Origin of the sequence: Paenibacillus sp. P22, assembly GCF_000469945.2 — a bacterium.
Classification (GTDB): domain Bacteria; phylum Bacillota; class Bacilli; order Paenibacillales; family Paenibacillaceae; genus Paenibacillus_O; species Paenibacillus_O humicus.
Genome location: NZ_CBRA020000002.1, coordinates 70,001 through 85,639, shown reverse-complemented (window position 1 = coordinate 85,639; position 15,639 = coordinate 70,001). Strand labels below are relative to the sequence as shown.

17 protein-coding genes (1 of these 17 running past the window's edge) are annotated in these 15,639 nt (G+C 60.6%); all 17 read left to right on the top strand.

From position 1 onward, the window contains the following. Positions 1–244 precede the first annotated feature (244 nt). A complete protein-coding gene (nadA, locus tag BN871_RS00605) occupies positions 245–1,183 on the top strand; it encodes a quinolinate synthase NadA (RefSeq protein ID WP_048743683.1) in 939 nt (312 codons plus the stop codon). A gap of 36 nt (positions 1,184–1,219) precedes the next feature. Continuing rightward, positions 1,220–2,845 (top strand): L-aspartate oxidase, encoded by a 1,626-nt coding sequence (gene nadB, locus BN871_RS00600; RefSeq protein WP_048743681.1) that lies wholly within the window; start codon positions 1,220–1,222, stop codon positions 2,843–2,845. Then, a complete protein-coding gene (nadC, locus tag BN871_RS00595; protein WP_374725865.1) occupies positions 2,826–3,722 on the top strand; it encodes a carboxylating nicotinate-nucleotide diphosphorylase in 897 nt (298 codons plus the stop codon). The genes nadB and nadC overlap by 20 nt, the downstream gene beginning before the upstream one ends. 3 nt (positions 3,723–3,725) lie before the next feature. Continuing rightward, positions 3,726–4,502 (top strand): type III pantothenate kinase, encoded by a 777-nt coding sequence (locus tag BN871_RS00590; RefSeq protein WP_021878948.1) that lies wholly within the window; start codon positions 3,726–3,728, stop codon positions 4,500–4,502. Between the two features lie 105 nt (positions 4,503–4,607). Further along, the gene (gene hslO / locus BN871_RS00585; RefSeq protein ID WP_048743680.1) at positions 4,608–5,525 is read left to right on the top strand and encodes an Hsp33 family molecular chaperone HslO; all 918 of its coding nucleotides are present in this window, start codon (positions 4,608–4,610) and stop codon (positions 5,523–5,525) included. 15 nt (positions 5,526–5,540) lie between these two features. Beyond that, positions 5,541–6,503 carry a peptidylprolyl isomerase gene (locus BN871_RS00580; protein WP_021878950.1) on the top strand — a complete coding sequence of 321 codons (963 nt, stop codon included), beginning with the start codon at positions 5,541–5,543 and terminating at the stop codon, positions 6,501–6,503. Between the two features lie 126 nt (positions 6,504–6,629). Continuing rightward, positions 6,630–7,571: a cysteine synthase A gene (gene cysK / locus BN871_RS00575; RefSeq protein WP_048743677.1), complete on the top strand. Its 942-nt coding sequence runs from the start codon at positions 6,630–6,632 to the stop codon at positions 7,569–7,571. A 280-nt stretch (positions 7,572–7,851) separates the two neighbouring features. Beyond that, positions 7,852–9,477, top strand: coding sequence for an anthranilate synthase component I family protein (locus BN871_RS00570; protein ID WP_048743697.1), 1,626 nt, complete (start codon positions 7,852–7,854; stop codon positions 9,475–9,477). A gap of 15 nt (positions 9,478–9,492) precedes the next feature. Further along, complete coding sequence (gene pabA, locus BN871_RS00565) at positions 9,493–10,068, top strand: aminodeoxychorismate/anthranilate synthase component II (protein ID WP_048743675.1); 576 nt, start codon at positions 9,493–9,495, stop codon at positions 10,066–10,068. Next, positions 10,065–10,964: an aminotransferase class IV gene (locus tag BN871_RS00560; protein WP_048743673.1), complete on the top strand. Its 900-nt coding sequence runs from the start codon at positions 10,065–10,067 to the stop codon at positions 10,962–10,964. Before pabA ends, BN871_RS00560 begins: the two co-directional genes overlap by 4 nt. Positions 10,965–11,070: 106 nt before the next feature. Next, positions 11,071–11,931 (top strand): dihydropteroate synthase, encoded by an 861-nt coding sequence (gene folP, locus BN871_RS00555; RefSeq protein ID WP_048743671.1) that lies wholly within the window; start codon positions 11,071–11,073, stop codon positions 11,929–11,931. 34 nt (positions 11,932–11,965) lie between these two features. Next, positions 11,966–12,352, top strand: a complete 387-nt coding sequence (gene folB / locus BN871_RS00550; protein WP_048743696.1) for a dihydroneopterin aldolase — start codon at positions 11,966–11,968, stop codon at positions 12,350–12,352. Next, on the top strand, positions 12,330–12,893 hold the full coding sequence (gene folK, locus BN871_RS00545) for a 2-amino-4-hydroxy-6-hydroxymethyldihydropteridine diphosphokinase (protein ID WP_048743668.1): 564 nt from the start codon (positions 12,330–12,332) through the stop codon (positions 12,891–12,893). Before folB ends, folK begins: the two co-directional genes overlap by 23 nt. After that, positions 12,845–13,066, top strand: a complete 222-nt coding sequence (locus tag BN871_RS00540) for a helix-turn-helix domain-containing protein (RefSeq protein ID WP_048743666.1) — start codon at positions 12,845–12,847, stop codon at positions 13,064–13,066. Before folK ends, BN871_RS00540 begins: the two co-directional genes overlap by 49 nt. A 15-nt stretch (positions 13,067–13,081) precedes the next feature. Beyond that, the gene (gene dusB / locus BN871_RS00535) at positions 13,082–14,095 is read left to right on the top strand and encodes a tRNA dihydrouridine synthase DusB (RefSeq protein ID WP_021878957.1); all 1,014 of its coding nucleotides are present in this window, start codon (positions 13,082–13,084) and stop codon (positions 14,093–14,095) included. 245 nt (positions 14,096–14,340) lie between these two features. Then, positions 14,341–14,817, top strand: a complete 477-nt coding sequence (greA, locus tag BN871_RS00530) for a transcription elongation factor GreA (RefSeq protein WP_048743662.1) — start codon at positions 14,341–14,343, stop codon at positions 14,815–14,817. A 103-nt stretch (positions 14,818–14,920) separates the two neighbouring features. Then, positions 14,921–15,639, top strand: partial view of a lysine--tRNA ligase gene (gene lysS / locus BN871_RS00525; RefSeq protein WP_048743660.1) — the 5' portion only. It continues 796 nt past the right edge of the window; only the first 719 of its 1,515 coding nucleotides appear in the window; its start codon is at positions 14,921–14,923; its stop codon lies off the right edge, out of view.

The following is a 15,639-nucleotide window of genomic DNA, read 5'->3' as shown; positions in this document are numbered from 1 at the left end:
TAATACAAATAATAGGACTCCTCCAAGGCTAAAGTTTCCCTCCCCATCACAGCCCAGCCTTAAGGTTTGCGGATTTGCCAACAAACCAGCCTCACTGCTTGGACGATCTTAACAACATTGTGAATCATTTCACGAGTTAAAAGGGGCATCCGGCATGGAATGTCCGGATGGTTGAGCATACTATAACGGGTCCGCGCCTGTGCTGACGCATGGAAGCGACGGACTTCGAAGGAGATGGATCGACGTGGAAGCTTTGGCTCTGGAGCGCAAGGCGGAACAGAACCGGGAACTGCGCGAGAGGCTGCTGCAGCTGAAGAAAGAACGCAACGCCATCATTCTCGCCCACTATTATCAGAGGGATGAAATTCAGGAGGTCGCCGATTTCCGGGGGGATTCGTTCCTGCTGGCGCAAAAGGCGGCTGAAACCGACGCCGATACGATCGTATTCTGCGGCGTCCACTTCATGGGCGAGAGCGCCAAGATTCTGGCTCCGAACAAGACCGTCATCATTCCCGACGAGCGGGCCGGCTGCCCGATGGCGGACATGGTCAATGTCGAGGGCCTGCGCAAGCTGAAGGCGCAGCATCCCAATGCGAAGGTCGTCACGTATATCAACTCTTCGGCCGAGATCAAGGCGGAGACGGATATTTGCTGCACGTCGGCCAACGCCGTGAAGGTCGTCAACTCGGTCGACAGCGACGAGATCATCTGGGTGCCGGACAAGAACCTGGGCCATTATGTCCAGCAGAAGACCGACAAGAAGATGATCATCTGGGAAGGCTACTGCAATACCCATGACATGCTGACCGTCAAGGACGTCGAGGAAATGAAAGCCAAATATCCGAACGCGGAATTTGTCGTCCATCCCGAATGCCGTCCGGAAGTCGTCGAGCTCGGCGATTTTGTCGGAAGCACGACGGCCATCATCAAATATTGCAAGGAATCGCCCAATAAGGAATTCATCGTCGGAACCGAGGACGGCACCGGCTACCAGCTTCGTCTGGACAGCCCGGACAAGACGTTCCATTTCGCGACCAAATACCTGGTATGCCCCAACATGAAGGTCAACAACCTCAAGAAGCTGGTCCGCTGCCTGGAAAACATGTCTCCGCAAATCTATGTGCCGGATGCCGTTGCCGACAAGGCGCGCCTGTCCCTGGAGCGCATGCTGCTGGTGAAGTAGCATGCGCTACTCCCATGTCCGGAGGAGCTTGCACCTATGATACCTAGATATTTAGTCGATCTGAATCTCGACGAGCTGCCTGTCGTGGAGAAGGATGTCATCGTCATCGGGGCCGGCATTGCCGGTCTTTTTACCGCTATACGGGCCAGCGAGCGGAACTCGGTCCTGATGATCACCAAGAAATCGCTCATGGACAGCAACACGCGTTATGCGCAGGGAGGCATTGCCGCCGTCATTTCCGACGAGGATTCTCCCGACTTCCATCTGGAGGACACGCTCGTGGCCGGCGCCGGCCTGTGCGACCGCGACGCTGTCGAGGTGCTGGTGCATGAAGGGCCCAAGGGCGTGCGCAGCCTGATCGGCATGGGCACGCAGTTCGACCTCGAGAACGGGGAATTCGCCTTGACGAAGGAAGGCGCGCACAGCCAGCGCCGCATCCTGCACGCCAACGGCGACGCGACCGGCTTCGAGATCGTCCGCGCCTTGTCGGAGAAGGCGATGGCCGCCGAGAGGATCGAGGTATGGGACGACCACTTCGCCATCGATCTCATCACGCGGGACAATGAATGCTGCGGCGCCCTTGTGCAGAAGCCGGACGGCAGCCGGGTATTCGTGCGCGGCAAGGCGACCATTCTGTGCACCGGCGGCACTGGGCAGATGTTCCGGTATACGACCAATCCGGAAGTAGCGACCGGAGACGGCGTCGCGATGGCTTACCGTGCCGGGGCCTACATAAGAGACATGGAATTCATTCAGTTCCATCCGACAACGCTTTGCTATCCGGGCGCGCCCCGCTTCCTCATTTCGGAGGCTGTCCGGGGAGAAGGGGCCGTTCTGCGCAACATCCGCGGCGACCGCTTCATGGAGCGATACCATCCTCAGCTGGAGCTGGCGCCGCGCGACGTCGTCGCCAATGCCATCGTCAGCGAGCTGGAGCAGACGCGGTCGACATTCGTCTATCTGGACGTGACGCATGAGTCGGAGGAGATGATCCGCCACCGGTTCCCGACGATCTACGAAACCTGCCTGCAGTACGGCCTCGATTTGACGACGGACTGGATTCCGGTCGCTCCGGCGGCCCATTATACGATGGGCGGCGTCAAGACGGATCTGAACGGAGAGACGAATCTCTCCCGCCTGTTCGCCTGCGGCGAAGTGTCTTCGACCGGGGTGCATGGCGCCAACCGGCTGGCGAGCAACTCGCTGTCGGAGGCGATCGTGTTCGGGCGCCGCATCATCCACCGCATCGAGGAGCTGCCGCTGCTTGAGGGCGCGGTTCATGTACGGGAAGAAAAGGAAGAGCATAGCGCCATCTCCAGACAGGCGGTCGTGGAGAAGCGGCTCAAGCTGCAGAAGGTCATGGTTCGCTATGTCGGCTTGCGCCGCAGCGCGGACAGCCTGGCCAAAGGGCTTGTCGAGCTGAAGAGGCAATTGCCGTTCCTTTCGTCGGTCATGGCCAAATGGGAAGATTTCGAGTTCGCCAATCTGCTGACCATCTCCATGCTGACCGCTGAGTCGGCGGCTGCCCGCGAGGAAAGCCGAGGCGCGCATTACCGGGTGGATCATCCTCAGCGGGATGACCGCAATTGGCGCAAACATACGGTTCTGCACCGAGTGCAGGGCATTACGGAGGAATCGGTATATGATGGATCAGCAATTTGAGGCCGGCCTTGGCCTCGGCGGTTATGACAAAAGTCTTCGCGACAGCATTCAGAGCTGGCTGGCCGAGGATATCGGCACCGGGGATGTGACGACCCGCACGACCATTCCGGCTGGCAGCAACATGAAAGCCGTCATCCACGTCAAGGAAGACGGGATTATCGCCGGCCTGCCCGTCGCGCAGACCGTCTTTTCGGTCGTCGATCCATCCCTTGCCTTCACGGCTCATGCAAAGGACGGCGACCGGGTAACGGCGGGAACCGTCATCGCCGAGGTGGAAGGCAGCACGCACAGCATTTTGACGGGCGAGCGGCTCGCGCTCAACCTGATGCAGCGCTTGTCGGGCATCGCCACCAAGACAAGCCGCTTCGTCGACATTCTGGACGGGCTCCCGACTCGTCTGGTCGACACCCGCAAGACGACTCCGGGCCACCGGATGCTGGAGAAGTACGCCGTCCGCGTCGGCGGCGGCGCCAATCACCGCTTCGGCTTGTACGACGCCGTCATGATCAAGGACAACCATATCAAGGGAGCCGGCGGCATCACCGCGGCCGTGATCGCGTCCCGTTCCGTCATCCCGCACACGATGAAGATCGAGGTCGAGACGGAATCGATGGAGCAGGTCGGCGAAGCTCTTGATTGCGGCGCGGACATCATCATGCTCGACAATATGAAGCCGGAGCTTATGGCGGAGGCCGTTCGTCTGATCAAGAGCCGTTCTCCCCATGTCCTTACGGAAGCGTCGGGCGGGGTGCGGCTGGAAACGATCCGGGCCATCGCCGAGACCGGCGTGGACATCATTTCCGTCGGCGCCCTCACGTATTCGTTCGAAGCTCTCGATATCAGCCTCGACCTGGGCGGCAAGAAGGGGAGGTCGTAATCCGTGATTGTCGTCATCGACGTAGGCAATACGAATATCGTGCTCGGCATCTACCGCGGACAGGAGCTGCTCCATCACTGGCGCATGAGCACCAACCGCTCGGCGACGAGCGACGAGTACGGCATGATGGTGTACAACTTCTTCCAATTCGCCGGCATTTCCATCGATTCCATCGACGGAGTCGTCGTCTCTTCGGTCGTGCCGCCGCTCATGAGGACGCTGGAGCAGCTGTCGGTCAACTACCTTCGGCACTCCCCTCTCGTCATCGGTCCCGGCATCAAGACGGGCCTCAACATCCGGTACGAGAATCCGCGCGAGGTCGGAGCGGACCGCATCGTGAATTCTGTCGCCGGCATCGAGAAATACGGCTCGCCGCTCATCGTCGTCGATTTCGGTACGGCGACGACCTTCGATTATATCGATCCGAGCGGCGCTTATCTGGGCGGCGCCATCGTGCCGGGCATCGGCATCTCGACGGAAGCGCTTTACCAGAAAGCGGCCAAGCTGCCGCGAATCGAGCTTGTCCGGCCGCGCAGCGTCATCGGCCGCAATCCCGTGACTTCGATGCAGGCCGGCATCATTTTCGGCTATGCCGGACAGGTGGACGGCATCGTCCGCCGGATCCGCCAGGAGTTCGGAACCGATCCGCGCGTCATCGCGACGGGCGGCCTGGCCGACATGATCGCGGCGGAATCGGAGACGATCGAGAAGGTGGACCAGCTGCTCACGCTCGAAGGGCTGCGCATCATTTACGAGCGCAACCAGGACCAGCATGGTTAATGAAGCCGGAGAAAGAGCAAATTGAGATAGGATTGAGCGGCGCCGACTGAAGCATTGAGTCAACGGCAATGAAGAAACCAACAGAGGACAAGGAGGGATTCATTGATGAGCGATTACAAGGAAGGAACCCGCGAGGGCGACTATCTCGTCCGGGGAACGGCATGGGGCGGCAAAGTCCGCGTATTCGCGGCGCGCACGACCGAGCTGGTCGGCGAGCTGCAGCGGCGTCACGGAACCTACCCGACCGCTTCCGCAGCGCTGGGACGCACAGCGACGATCGGGTCGATGATGGGGATGATGCTCAAGGGCGAGGAGAAGCTGACGCTTCAGGTCAAGGGCGACGGTCCGATCGGCCAGATCGTCGTTGATGCCAACGCCAAGGGAGAGGTGCGCGGTTATGTCGACAACCCGGAGGCGCATGTGCCGAGCAATTCGCTCGGCAAGCTCGATGTGGCCGGCGTCGTCGGTACGACGGGCTTCGTCCATGTCACCAAGGATCTGGGCCTCAAGGAGCCTTACCGCGGCAGCGTTCCGATCGTATCCGGCGAGCTGGGCGAGGATTTCACCTATTACTTCGCTTCCTCCGAGCAGACGCCTTCGGCGGTTGGAGTAGGCGTGCTGGTGGACGTGGACGGAAAGGTGCTGCATGCAGGAGGCTTCATTCTCCAGCTGCTGCCTGGCTTGACCGATGAGGAGATCGGGCGGCTCGAGACGGCTCTGGGCGGGCTGCCGCATGTCACGGCCCTTTTGGATCAAGGTGAGACCCCGGAAGAAATTCTGCGGTGGGTCGTCGGCGACGAGCTGACTGTGCATGAGACGATGGACGTGAAGTTCGTCTGCCAATGCTCTGCCGAAAAGGTGGAGCAGACGCTGATCAGCATGGGCGAGACCGAGCTGAGAAACTTGATCGAAGAGGAAGGATCGGCTGAGGTCGTCTGCCACTTCTGCAACGAGGCCTACACGTTCGACAAGCCTCATCTGGAAAGGCTGCTTCAAGAAGCCACCGCCGGCAAGAACGGGTAAGGGAAGACGGGCGATATGGGCAAGGACAAAATGCTCAAGGGAATCATCGGCTTGCAGGCGGTCTGCATGATCGTGCTCGCCGTTTTTGTTGTCATCCAGCAGCTTCCCGAGTCGGCTCCCGGATCGGTCGACGCGTCCGGAGCGGGAGCCGGAGGCTCGGACGGCGAAGCGGCTGTCGTCGGGGATCAGGCGATCCGGAATTCGGATTGGGTGGAGCAGCTCAAGAAGCAGTACGGGGACAGTGTGCTGAGGATGCTGATGCTGCGCAGCGCGCTGGACCAGGAGAGCGCCAAGGGGAGCCTGGAAGTGACGGCCGAAGAGATTCAGTCGGAGCTGGCTTCCCAGATGGAAGGATACGAGGATGAGGACGCCTTCTACCGGGAAATGAAGGAGCAGCTCGGCATGAGCCGGGATGACGTATGGAGCGACGCCATGTACCGCCTGCTTCTGGAGAAGTGGATGACGCGCGGCATCGAGGTTTCGGACAAGGAAGTAGACGCTTATATGAAGGAGCATCAGGCGGAGCTCTCCGCTTCCTCGCGCCTGCATCTTCGCTGGATCGTCCTTCCGGATTCGGACAAGGCCTCTGCGGTGCTGGATGAGCTGGAGCAGGGGGCCGGCTTCGAGGAGCTGGCGCAGCGGGAATCCCTGGATGAAGGAACGGCTTCGAACGGCGGAGATCTCGGGCTGATCGACGAGCGGGATCCATTCCTCGACCCGGGGGCGGCCAAGGCGGCCGCCGGCCTGCAGCCCGGCGACATCGCAGGTCCCGTGGAGGTGGCCGGAGGTTATGCGGTCATTGAGCTGCTGGAGCGGATCACGCCTCCGGACCCCGGCAAGGCCGCCATGCGCGAGCGGGTCAAGCGCATGATCGCCCTGGACGAAGCGGGATCCCTGAAGGATGGGGAAGAGAAGCTTCTCAAGCACTATCAGGCATCGGTGCTGCCCGATCCGACATCGGAACCGACCAAAGGATAGCGAAATGACGATACGTTCATGCTGTCCTCCGCGATTCTATTGACAAGGGCCGAAAGGCCTTGTTAAGATAGAAACAGCTAATAACCTACTATTTTAGTCGGAATATAGATGAGGAGGCAGTTGACTATGGCCAGAATTGTGCAGAATGTAACCGAACTGATCGGAGATACGCCGCTTGTCCGCTTGAACCGCTTGGTGCCGGAGGGAAGCGCCGAAGTGTACGTGAAGCTGGAATATCAGAACCCGGGCTCCAGCGTCAAGGACCGCATCGCCATCAGCATGATCAACGTTGCGGAAGAGCAAGGTCTGATCCAGCCGGGCGTGACGACGATCGTCGAACCGACGAGCGGCAACACGGGAATCGGCCTGGCCATGGTTGCTGCAGCCAAGGGCTACCGTTCCGTGCTCGTCATGCCGGAGACGATGAGCCTTGAGCGCCGCAACCTGCTTCGCGCTTACGGCGCGGAGCTGGTGCTGACGCCAGGAGCCGAAGGAATGAACGGCGCCGTCAAGAAGGCGGAGCAGCTGGCGGAGGAGAACGAGAACTACTTCATCCCGCAGCAGTTCAAGAACCCGGCCAACGTCAAGGTCCACCGCGAGACGACGGGACCGGAGATCGTCGAGGCGATCAACGGCTACGACGGCAAGCTGGACGCGTTCGTGGCGGGCATCGGCACCGGCGGCACGATCAGCGGCACGGGCGAGGTGCTGCGCAAGAGCTTCCCGAACATCCACATCGTCGCGGTCGAGCCTGCGGCATCCCCGCTGCTGTCCGGCGGCAAGCCGGGCGGGCACAAGATCCAGGGCATCGGCGCCAACTTCATTCCGGACATCCTGGATCGCGAGATCTACGATGAAGTCATTACGGTCGAGAACGAGGAAGCATTCGAGTTTGCGCGCCGCGCCGCCAAGGAAGAAGGCCTGCTCGTCGGCATCAGCTCCGGCGCAGCCATCTCTGCCGCGCTGCAGGTGGCCAAGAAGCTGGGCCCGGGCAAGCGCGTCATCGCGGTCGTTCCGAGCAACGGAGAGCGCTACCTGAGCACGCCGCTGTTCAACTTCGAGAACTAGGTTCCGGATAACACGAAGGCTCTCCGACGATCGGAGGCAGAGTCTTCACGCAGGGCAAACCGTTCCGACGCCATCTCTATCGATGGCGCGGGGCGGTTTTTTCATGGCCGGAAACGCATCCCGCGTAGGAGGGGTTCCTTATTTTCATGGCAGGCGCTTTCGGAGGCAGGCGGATTACAATCAGGGATATGGCGCCTTTTTCAGCTTGATTTTGAACAATCAAAAGGATACGATCAGTCGATAGAGAAGAGGACGATGCATGAACGGGGGAAGCGGGGCCATGACAGAATTCGGAGTCACGTCTTGGGAGCAGTGGGAATCTTGGCTGGGCGGGGAGAAGGAGTACACGACCTTGCCGGTGCTGGCCAGACTGCCTCTGCCGGAGGAGAGCCTGCTGCCGGAATCCTGGGAACGGATGTGGCTGGAGGCGGGGCCTTGCTCGATCGTCCTGGAGAGCGGCAAAAGCGGAAGGTACACCTATATGGGACGGCGGCCCGCCGAGCTGCTGCAGGGCAAGGGCGGCTATGCCGAACAGCTCCGGCTTCGGCTCGGAAAGGGCGGCCGGGCAGATTACGAGCTGGTCGAGCGCTTCGAGGCCGCTCCGCTGGAGGCGGTCAGGCGCTGGATGCGAGGATCGGACGGTCCGAGGCTTCCTGCGGGAGAAGGTCCGGCATGGACCGGAGGCATCGGCGGATTCTGGAGCTATGACATCATCCGCTCCATCGAGCGCCTCCCGGAGCTGGCCGAAGACGATCTCGGCTTGCCGGACTATCTGTTCATGCGGCTGGACGAGCTGTGGATCGTCGACCGCAAGAAGCGGCTGCTGTTCGCTTCGGTTCATGTCCCTCTGACCGGCCAGGCCGGTGCAGGCGCCAGGAGAGCCGCATACGATGCGGCTGTCGTCCGTACGGAAGAAATGCTTCGGGAATGGGCGGACTGGAGCGCCTCATCCGGTGCGGCAGCGGAGCTTGCGGATTCTCGGCGCCAGCTCCTGGAGCGGGAGCGGGACGGCTCCGCCCCTCCATTCGCGGATGTGCCGGAGGGGGCCGCCAGCCCGTTCCTCAAGGACCGCTATATGAATGCGGTAAGCCGGATCCAGGATTACATCGCGGCGGGCGACGTCTTTCAAGTCAATCTCTCGCTCAGGCAGCAATGCCGGACGGAGACATCGCCGGAAGAGCTGTACGAATGGCTTCGCCTCATCAATCCTTCTCCGTATATGGGCTTGCTCCGCACGCCGGGCTTCCAGCTGGTGTCCGCCTCGCCGGAGCTGCTCGTCGAGATGAAGGACGGGCGGCTGGCCACGCGTCCGATCGCGGGGACTAGGCGGCGCGGGCGAACTCCGGAGGAGGATGCCGCGATGGAGCGGGAGCTCAGGACGAGCGAGAAGGAGACCGCCGAGCATATCATGCTCGTAGACCTGGAACGCAACGATCTCGGACGTGTGTCGAGCTACGGCAGCGTGCGCGTGGAGGAGCTGATGGCGGTGGAGCGGTACTCCCATGTCATGCATCTGGCTTCCCAGGTGGAAGGCCGTCTGGCCGAAGGACTCGATGCATTCGACGTCATCGCCGGAGTGTTTCCCGGAGGGACGATTACCGGCGCCCCAAAAATCCGCACGATGGAAATCATCGAGGAGCTGGAACCGGTACGCCGCGGTCCGTATACGGGCTCGATGGGCTGGATTGACTACAGCGGGGATATGGAATTTAATATTATTATCCGCACGATGGCCGTCCTGGACGGCCAGGTGCATATCCAGGCCGGGGCGGGCATCGTGATCGACTCCGACCCCGAGCGGGAATACAAGGAATCCATCAGCAAGGCAAGAGCGCTGTGGCGCGCTTTCCAATACGCGGAGCTTCACCGCGCCGCGGATGCCGCGCCGGCATCCGACACCAACTGACAGGGGGCTTTCGAAATGATTCTCGTACTCGACAATTACGATTCCTTCACGTACAACCTCGTGCAGTACCTGGGCGAGCTGAACGAAGAGATCGTCGTGAAGCGCAATGACGAGATTACGCTGGAGGAGGTCGCCGGGCTTGCTCCGGACCACATCCTGATCTCTCCGGGACCTTGCTCTCCAAACGAAGCCGGCATCAGCCTCGCTCTGATCGAGCGCTTCAAGGGCGAGATTCCGATCTTCGGCGTCTGCCTGGGGCACCAGGCGATCGGACAAGCCTTCGGAGGCGAGGTGGTGCGGGCGGAGCGGCTCATGCACGGCAAGACGTCTCCTATCCTTCACGAGGGAAGGGGCGTATTCCGCGGCCTGCCGTCGCCGTTCACCGCGACACGCTACCACTCCCTCATCGTGCGGCGCGAGACGCTGCCGGACGAGCTGGAGATCACGGCCGAGACGGCCGAGGGCGAGATCATGGGCTTGCGGCACAAGAAATATGCCGTTGAAGGCGTGCAGTTCCATCCGGAATCCATCATTACGGAGAACGGATTGGCGCTGCTGCGCAACTTCCTGTCGGAGACGGCCGTTCGATGAAGATTGGTTATAACGGATCCGTGGCCGATTCCGAAGATGTCCGCATCTCGGTTTTCGACCACGGATTTTTATATGGAATGGGATTGTTCGAGACGTTCCGCACCTACGGAGGCGAGCCTTATTTGCTGGAGAGGCACCTGCGGCGGCTGGAGGACGGCTGCGCGCGGCTGCAAATCTCCTATCGGGCTGAACCGGATCGAATCCGCAGGCTGGTCCGCGATGTGATGGCTGCCGCAGCAATCGACGGCGATGCCTATGTCCGCATGACGGTGTCCGCCGGCGACGAAGGGCTCGGCTTGCCGGCCGGGCCTTACGCCTCGCCTTCGGAGATCGTCATGGTCAAGAATCTTCCGCCGGCAACTCCGGAGCTGCATGTCCGCGGACGCGAGCTGCGCCTGCTGGGGACGCCGCGGAATACGCCCGAGCTCGGCATCCGGATGAAGTCGCTTCATTACATGAACAGCATCGCGGCCAAGCAGGAGCTGATGGCCTCCGGAGCTTCGGCCGGGTCCGAAGGGCTGATGCTGACAGCGGAAGGATGGCTGGCGGAGGGAATCGTCAGCAATCTGTTTTTCGTCTCGGGCGGCATCGTCCGCACGCCGTCCCTGGAGACGGGGATTCTCCCCGGAATTACGCGCGGCCGCGTCATGGAGCTGGCGCGGGAAGCGGGAATGCCGGTCGAGGAAGGACTGTACCGGTGGGAGGATCTATTGGAGGCGGACGAGGTTTGGACGACCGGGTCGGTGCAGGAGCTGGTTCCCGCCACCGCGCTGGCTGACGGCTCGGGGAAGCTCGCCCATCCACGTGCAGGAGCGGCGGCGGGTCCGATATGCAGCAAGCTCCTCGGCCTGTACCGGGCCGATGCGCGGAGCGGCTGGCGGATAGACAGATCCTGATCGGACATCCGGCAGCCGCTTGCGTATTGCGAGGCTCCGGCTGAAGCCTGACCGCAGATTCCGCAGGCTATCCGGTTCATTAAGTTTTTTTATAGGAGGGGATTCGATGTATATCCGTCAACGGCGCCATGCCGTGCCGAAGCGCCGGTATGAGCTGGGGGGAGGCGTCAGGCTGGAGCTTGGAGAGCGGACCTTGATCATGGGCATCCTGAATGCGACCCCGGATTCGTTCTCCGACGGCGGACGCCATGCCCGGGTGGATGAGGCGGTGCGCCACGCCCTGAAGATGGCGCGTGAGGGCGCGGACATCATTGATGTCGGAGGAGAATCGACCCGACCCGGCTTCACCCCTGTTCCGCATGAGGAGGAGCTGCGGCGCGTCGTTCCCTTGATCGAGAGGCTGCGCCTCGAGCTGCCGGAGATGCCTCTTTCCATCGATACGTACAAGTTCGAAACGGCGAGGGCGGCGCTTCAAGCCGGCGCGCATATCATCAACGATATATGGGGTTTGCGGCTCGATTCCCGAATGGCCGATACCGCCGCGGAGTTCGGCTGCCCGGTCATCATCAGCCACAACCGGCAGGAAAGGGACTACGAGGATCTCGTACCGGATGTCGTTTCCGACCTTCAGGGAAGCGTCGAGATCGCCAGGGCGGCGGGCGTAGCCGAGGAGAACATCTGGCTCGATCCCGGCATCGGCTTTGCCAAAACCCATGAAGACAACGTGGCGCTGATGGGGAGCTTGTCACAGCTGGCGGAGCTGGGCTACCCGGTGCTGCTCGGCACTTCGCGCAAGCGGTTCATCCGGGACACGCTCGGGCTGCCGGTCGGAGAGCTGATCGAGGGAACGGCAGCGACGGTGGCGCTTGGAATCGCCCAAGGCTGCCAGATCGTTCGCGTGCACGATATCGATGCGATTCGCAAAACATGCGCAATGACAGACGCGATCGTCTACGGCCCGCGCTGATACTTTGGAACAGAAAGGAATGGACCGGCCGACAATGGACAAGATGACACTTAATGGCATGCGGTTTTTCGGTTATCATGGCGTATTTCCGGAGGAGAACCGGCTTGGGCAGAACTTCCATGTCGACCTCGTTCTCAAGCTGGATCTTGAGCAGGCCGCCCGCACCGACGAGCTGGAGCATTCCATCAACTATGCCGACCTGCATGCGGCGACCAAGAAAATCGTGGAAGGGCCGCCCGTGAAGCTGATCGAGGCGCTGGCGGGCCGTATTGCAACTGCACTGCTCGAGACGTATACTGGCATTACTGAATTGACCGTTCGCGTGACGAAACCGAATCCTCCGTTCGAGATCCACTTCGACGGCGTTGTCGTCGAACTGGTGCGAAAGCGGGATGAGCATGGAGAAATCGTACCCGCATAGCGGGACTGCCGGGACTAGGAGCAGGGCCTATATCGCCCTCGGCTCCAACATAGGGAAACGCGCGGACCTGCTCGCGCAGGCGTTGAAGCTGCTTGACGGAAGCGAGGGCGTGTCCGTGGAGGAGGTATCCTCCGCGTATGAGACCGATCCGGTCGGTTACGCCGACCAGCCCGCTTTCCTCAATATGGCGGCTTCTCTGCGGACGCGCCTCGATCCGCTGGAGCTGCTGCGCCTGATGCTCGACATCGAGCGCCGGCTTGGCCGGGTCCGCGATATCCGCAACGGCCCGAGAACGATTGATTTGGATCTGCTTTTATATGAAGATGTGTCCATGGATAAGGAAGAGCTGCAGCTCCCTCATCCTAGAATGGAGGAGCGGGCGTTCGTGATGGTTCCCCTGGCCGAGGTGCTGGAACCGGGCCACCCTCTGCTGGCCAAGGCGGAGTCGATGGCGGTCGCGGCATTACGGGATGGAAAGGAAGGCATTGCTCAATGGAATACGATCAACTGGCGCAGCGGATCCGCGCCTTTCGGAAGCTGAAGGGCTTCACCCAGCAGCAGCTGGCCGACAAGCTGGAAGTATCCGTTGCGGTGCTCGGTTCGCTCGAGCGCGGCACGCGCAAGCCCGAAGCCAAGCTTCTCGGGCGGATCGCCGACACTCTCGGCATCGACTATGAAGAATTGACGGCCGTGACGAGCGGCGGTCTGCGATAGAAGGAAGGAACGGTTATGCTTAAAATCGGAAATATCGAAATGAAGAATAATGTCGTTCTCGCTCCTATGGCGGGCGTCTGCAACCCTGCATTCCGGCTCATCGCCAAAGAGTTCGGCACCGGGCTCGTTTGCGCGGAGATGGTGAGCGACAAGGCGATTGTCCACGGCAACAAGCGCACGCGCGAAATGCTGTTCGTGGATGAGCGCGAAAAGCCGCTCAGCCTGCAGATTTTCGGCGGAGACCGCAGATCCCTTGTCCAGGCTGCGAAAGTCGTCGACAAGGAGACGAATGCGGACATCATCGACATCAACATGGGCTGTCCGGTGCCGAAGGTGACCAAATGCGATGCCGGCGCCCGCTGGCTGCTCAATCCCGACAAGATCTACGAGATGGTCAGCTCGGTCGTCGACGCCGTCGACAAGCCGGTAACGGTCAAGATGAGGATCGGCTGGGACAGCGACCATATCTTCGTGGTCGAAAACGCCCGCGCCGTCGAACGCGCCGGAGGCAAAGCCGTCAGCGTGCATGGACGCACCCGGGAGCAGCTGTATACGGGCCATGCCGACTGGAGCTACATTAGGCAGGCCAAGGAAGCGGTGAGCATTCCGGTCATCGGCAACGGCGACGTCAACACCCCGGAGGACGCCAAGCGCATGATCGCCGAAACCGGCTGCGACGGCGTCATGATCGGACGCGCGGCGCTCGGCAACCCTTGGATGCTCTACCGCACGATCCATTACCTCACGCATGACGAGCTGCTGCCGGAGCCGAACGCCGTGGAGAAGATGGAGATCGCCATCCTTCACATGGACCGGCTGATCGCGCTCAAAGGCGAGGCCGTAGCCGTGAAGGAGATGCGCAAGCATCTGGCCTGGTATCTCAAAGGCCTCAAGGGCGCCGCCCGCATCAAGGACAACATCATGGAAGAGACGAGCCGCGATGTCATGGTCAACATCTTGAACGAGTATATCCGGTCTCTCGGCCAGGATGCCCAGATGCCGGCCGTACCGGAAGCGGCGGTCAACTGAAGCCATAGCACTGCCGCCCGCGGCAAGACGCTTTCCCTTGCGGGAAGCGTGCCCGCGGGCGGCCGTCTTTGCCGGGGGCCTCTCATTGACACGCCGGGTGCAATTGCATATAATCTTGCAATATAATCCTGTGCCGTCTGTTCTTGGTGGATTATGGACACGGTTTCAGGCACTGGGAATCCTGCTGTAATTCCTTTCGCTTTCAACGCGAGGTAAGCAAATACGCCACGACAGGAGAATCGGCAATGAGCGACAAAGAAGTGATTCTGACTCAGGACGGACTCAAGAGGCTGGAAGAGGAACTGGAGAATCTCAAATCCGTGAAACGTCGCGAAGTGGCCGAGCGGATCAAAGTCGCTATCGGTTATGGCGACATCAGCGAAAACTCCGAGTATGAAGATGCCAAAAACGAGCAAGCTTTTATCGAAGGCCGCATCCTTACGCTTGAGAAAATGCTGCGCAACGCGCGCATCATCAATAATGACGATATCGCCGTAGATACGGTAAGCATCGGCTCCATCGTGACGATCGAGGACCTTGAGTTCGGCGATACGATTGAATACGCCATTGTCGGCACGGCGGAATCCGATCCGCTGCAGAACAAGATCTCCAATGAAAGCCCGCTCGGCCGGGCGATTCTCGGCAAGAAGAAGGGCACGACCGTGGAGGTCAACGTTCCGGCCGGCGTCATTCAATACCGGATCTTGGACATCAAGAAGTAATTCAGGCACCCAGACCAGACCCAACAGCTATACTTCCATTCAAGAGCTTCCTACCTATAGGGAGCTTTTTTAAGGGATAGACAAGCAAGGAGATGAAGATCAAGTGAGTCAAGAGAACGGCACAGTGGATCAACAGGAACAGCAGGACCTAAGCGAGCTCCTGCAGCTTCGGCGGGCAAAGCTCGATGAGCTTCGCGATCTGGGCGTGGACCCATTCGGCAGCAAGTTCGAGCGCACGGCGACAGCCGGCGGCATTGCTTCCGAATTCGGAGATCTGACCAAGGAAGAGCTGGAGGAGAAGGGCGCTGCCGCTCGTATCGCCGGCCGCATCATGACCAAGCGCGGCATGGGCAAGGCCGCGTTCGCCACGATTCAGGACCTGACCGGCCGCATTCAGATCTATGTCCGTCAGGATTCGGTCGAAGAAAGCCAGTACAAGGCTTTTGACCTGCTCGATATCGGCGATATCGTTGGCGTCGACGGCACGGTATTCAAAACGAAGACGGGAGAGATCTCCGTCAAAGCGAAGGAAGTAACGGTCCTCAGCAAGTCGCTGCTTCCTTTGCCGGACAAATTCCATGGACTCAAGGACGTGGAACAGCGCTACCGCCAGCGTTACGTCGATCTGATCACCAACCCGGACGTGCAGCAGACGTTCATCCTGCGTTCCCGCATCATCCAGTCCATGCGCCGTTACCTGGATTCTCTCGGTTATCTCGAGGTTGAAACCCCGACTCTCCATACGATTGCCGGCGGAGCGGCCGCTCGTCCGTTCATTACTCATCATAATGCGCTGGATATGCAGCTCTATATGAGGATCGC

Bases quoted from the DNA above. Each gene is read 5' to 3' on its own strand.
- hslO (WP_048743680.1), top strand. From the start codon at position 4,608: ATGAGCGATTACAAGGAAGGAACCCGCGAGGGCGACTATCTCGTCCGG.
- pabA (WP_048743675.1), top strand. From the start codon at position 9,493: ATGATTCTCGTACTCGACAATTACGATTCCTTCACGTACAACCTCGTG.
- greA (WP_048743662.1), top strand. From the start codon at position 14,341: ATGAGCGACAAAGAAGTGATTCTGACTCAGGACGGACTCAAGAGGCTG.
- dusB (WP_021878957.1), top strand. From the start codon at position 13,082: ATGCTTAAAATCGGAAATATCGAAATGAAGAATAATGTCGTTCTCGCT.
- BN871_RS00540 (WP_048743666.1), top strand. From the start codon at position 12,845: ATGGAATACGATCAACTGGCGCAGCGGATCCGCGCCTTTCGGAAGCTG.
- BN871_RS00580 (WP_021878950.1), top strand. From the start codon at position 5,541: ATGGGCAAGGACAAAATGCTCAAGGGAATCATCGGCTTGCAGGCGGTC.
- BN871_RS00560 (WP_048743673.1), top strand. From the start codon at position 10,065: ATGAAGATTGGTTATAACGGATCCGTGGCCGATTCCGAAGATGTCCGC.
- folK (WP_048743668.1), top strand. From the start codon at position 12,330: ATGGAGAAATCGTACCCGCATAGCGGGACTGCCGGGACTAGGAGCAGG.
- BN871_RS00570 (WP_048743697.1), top strand. From the start codon at position 7,852: ATGACAGAATTCGGAGTCACGTCTTGGGAGCAGTGGGAATCTTGGCTG.
- nadB (WP_048743681.1), top strand. From the start codon at position 1,220: ATGATACCTAGATATTTAGTCGATCTGAATCTCGACGAGCTGCCTGTC.
- folB (WP_048743696.1), top strand. From the start codon at position 11,966: ATGGACAAGATGACACTTAATGGCATGCGGTTTTTCGGTTATCATGGC.
- cysK (WP_048743677.1), top strand. From the start codon at position 6,630: ATGGCCAGAATTGTGCAGAATGTAACCGAACTGATCGGAGATACGCCG.
- nadC (WP_374725865.1), top strand. From the start codon at position 2,826: ATGATGGATCAGCAATTTGAGGCCGGCCTTGGCCTCGGCGGTTATGAC.
- folP (WP_048743671.1), top strand. From the start codon at position 11,071: ATGTATATCCGTCAACGGCGCCATGCCGTGCCGAAGCGCCGGTATGAG.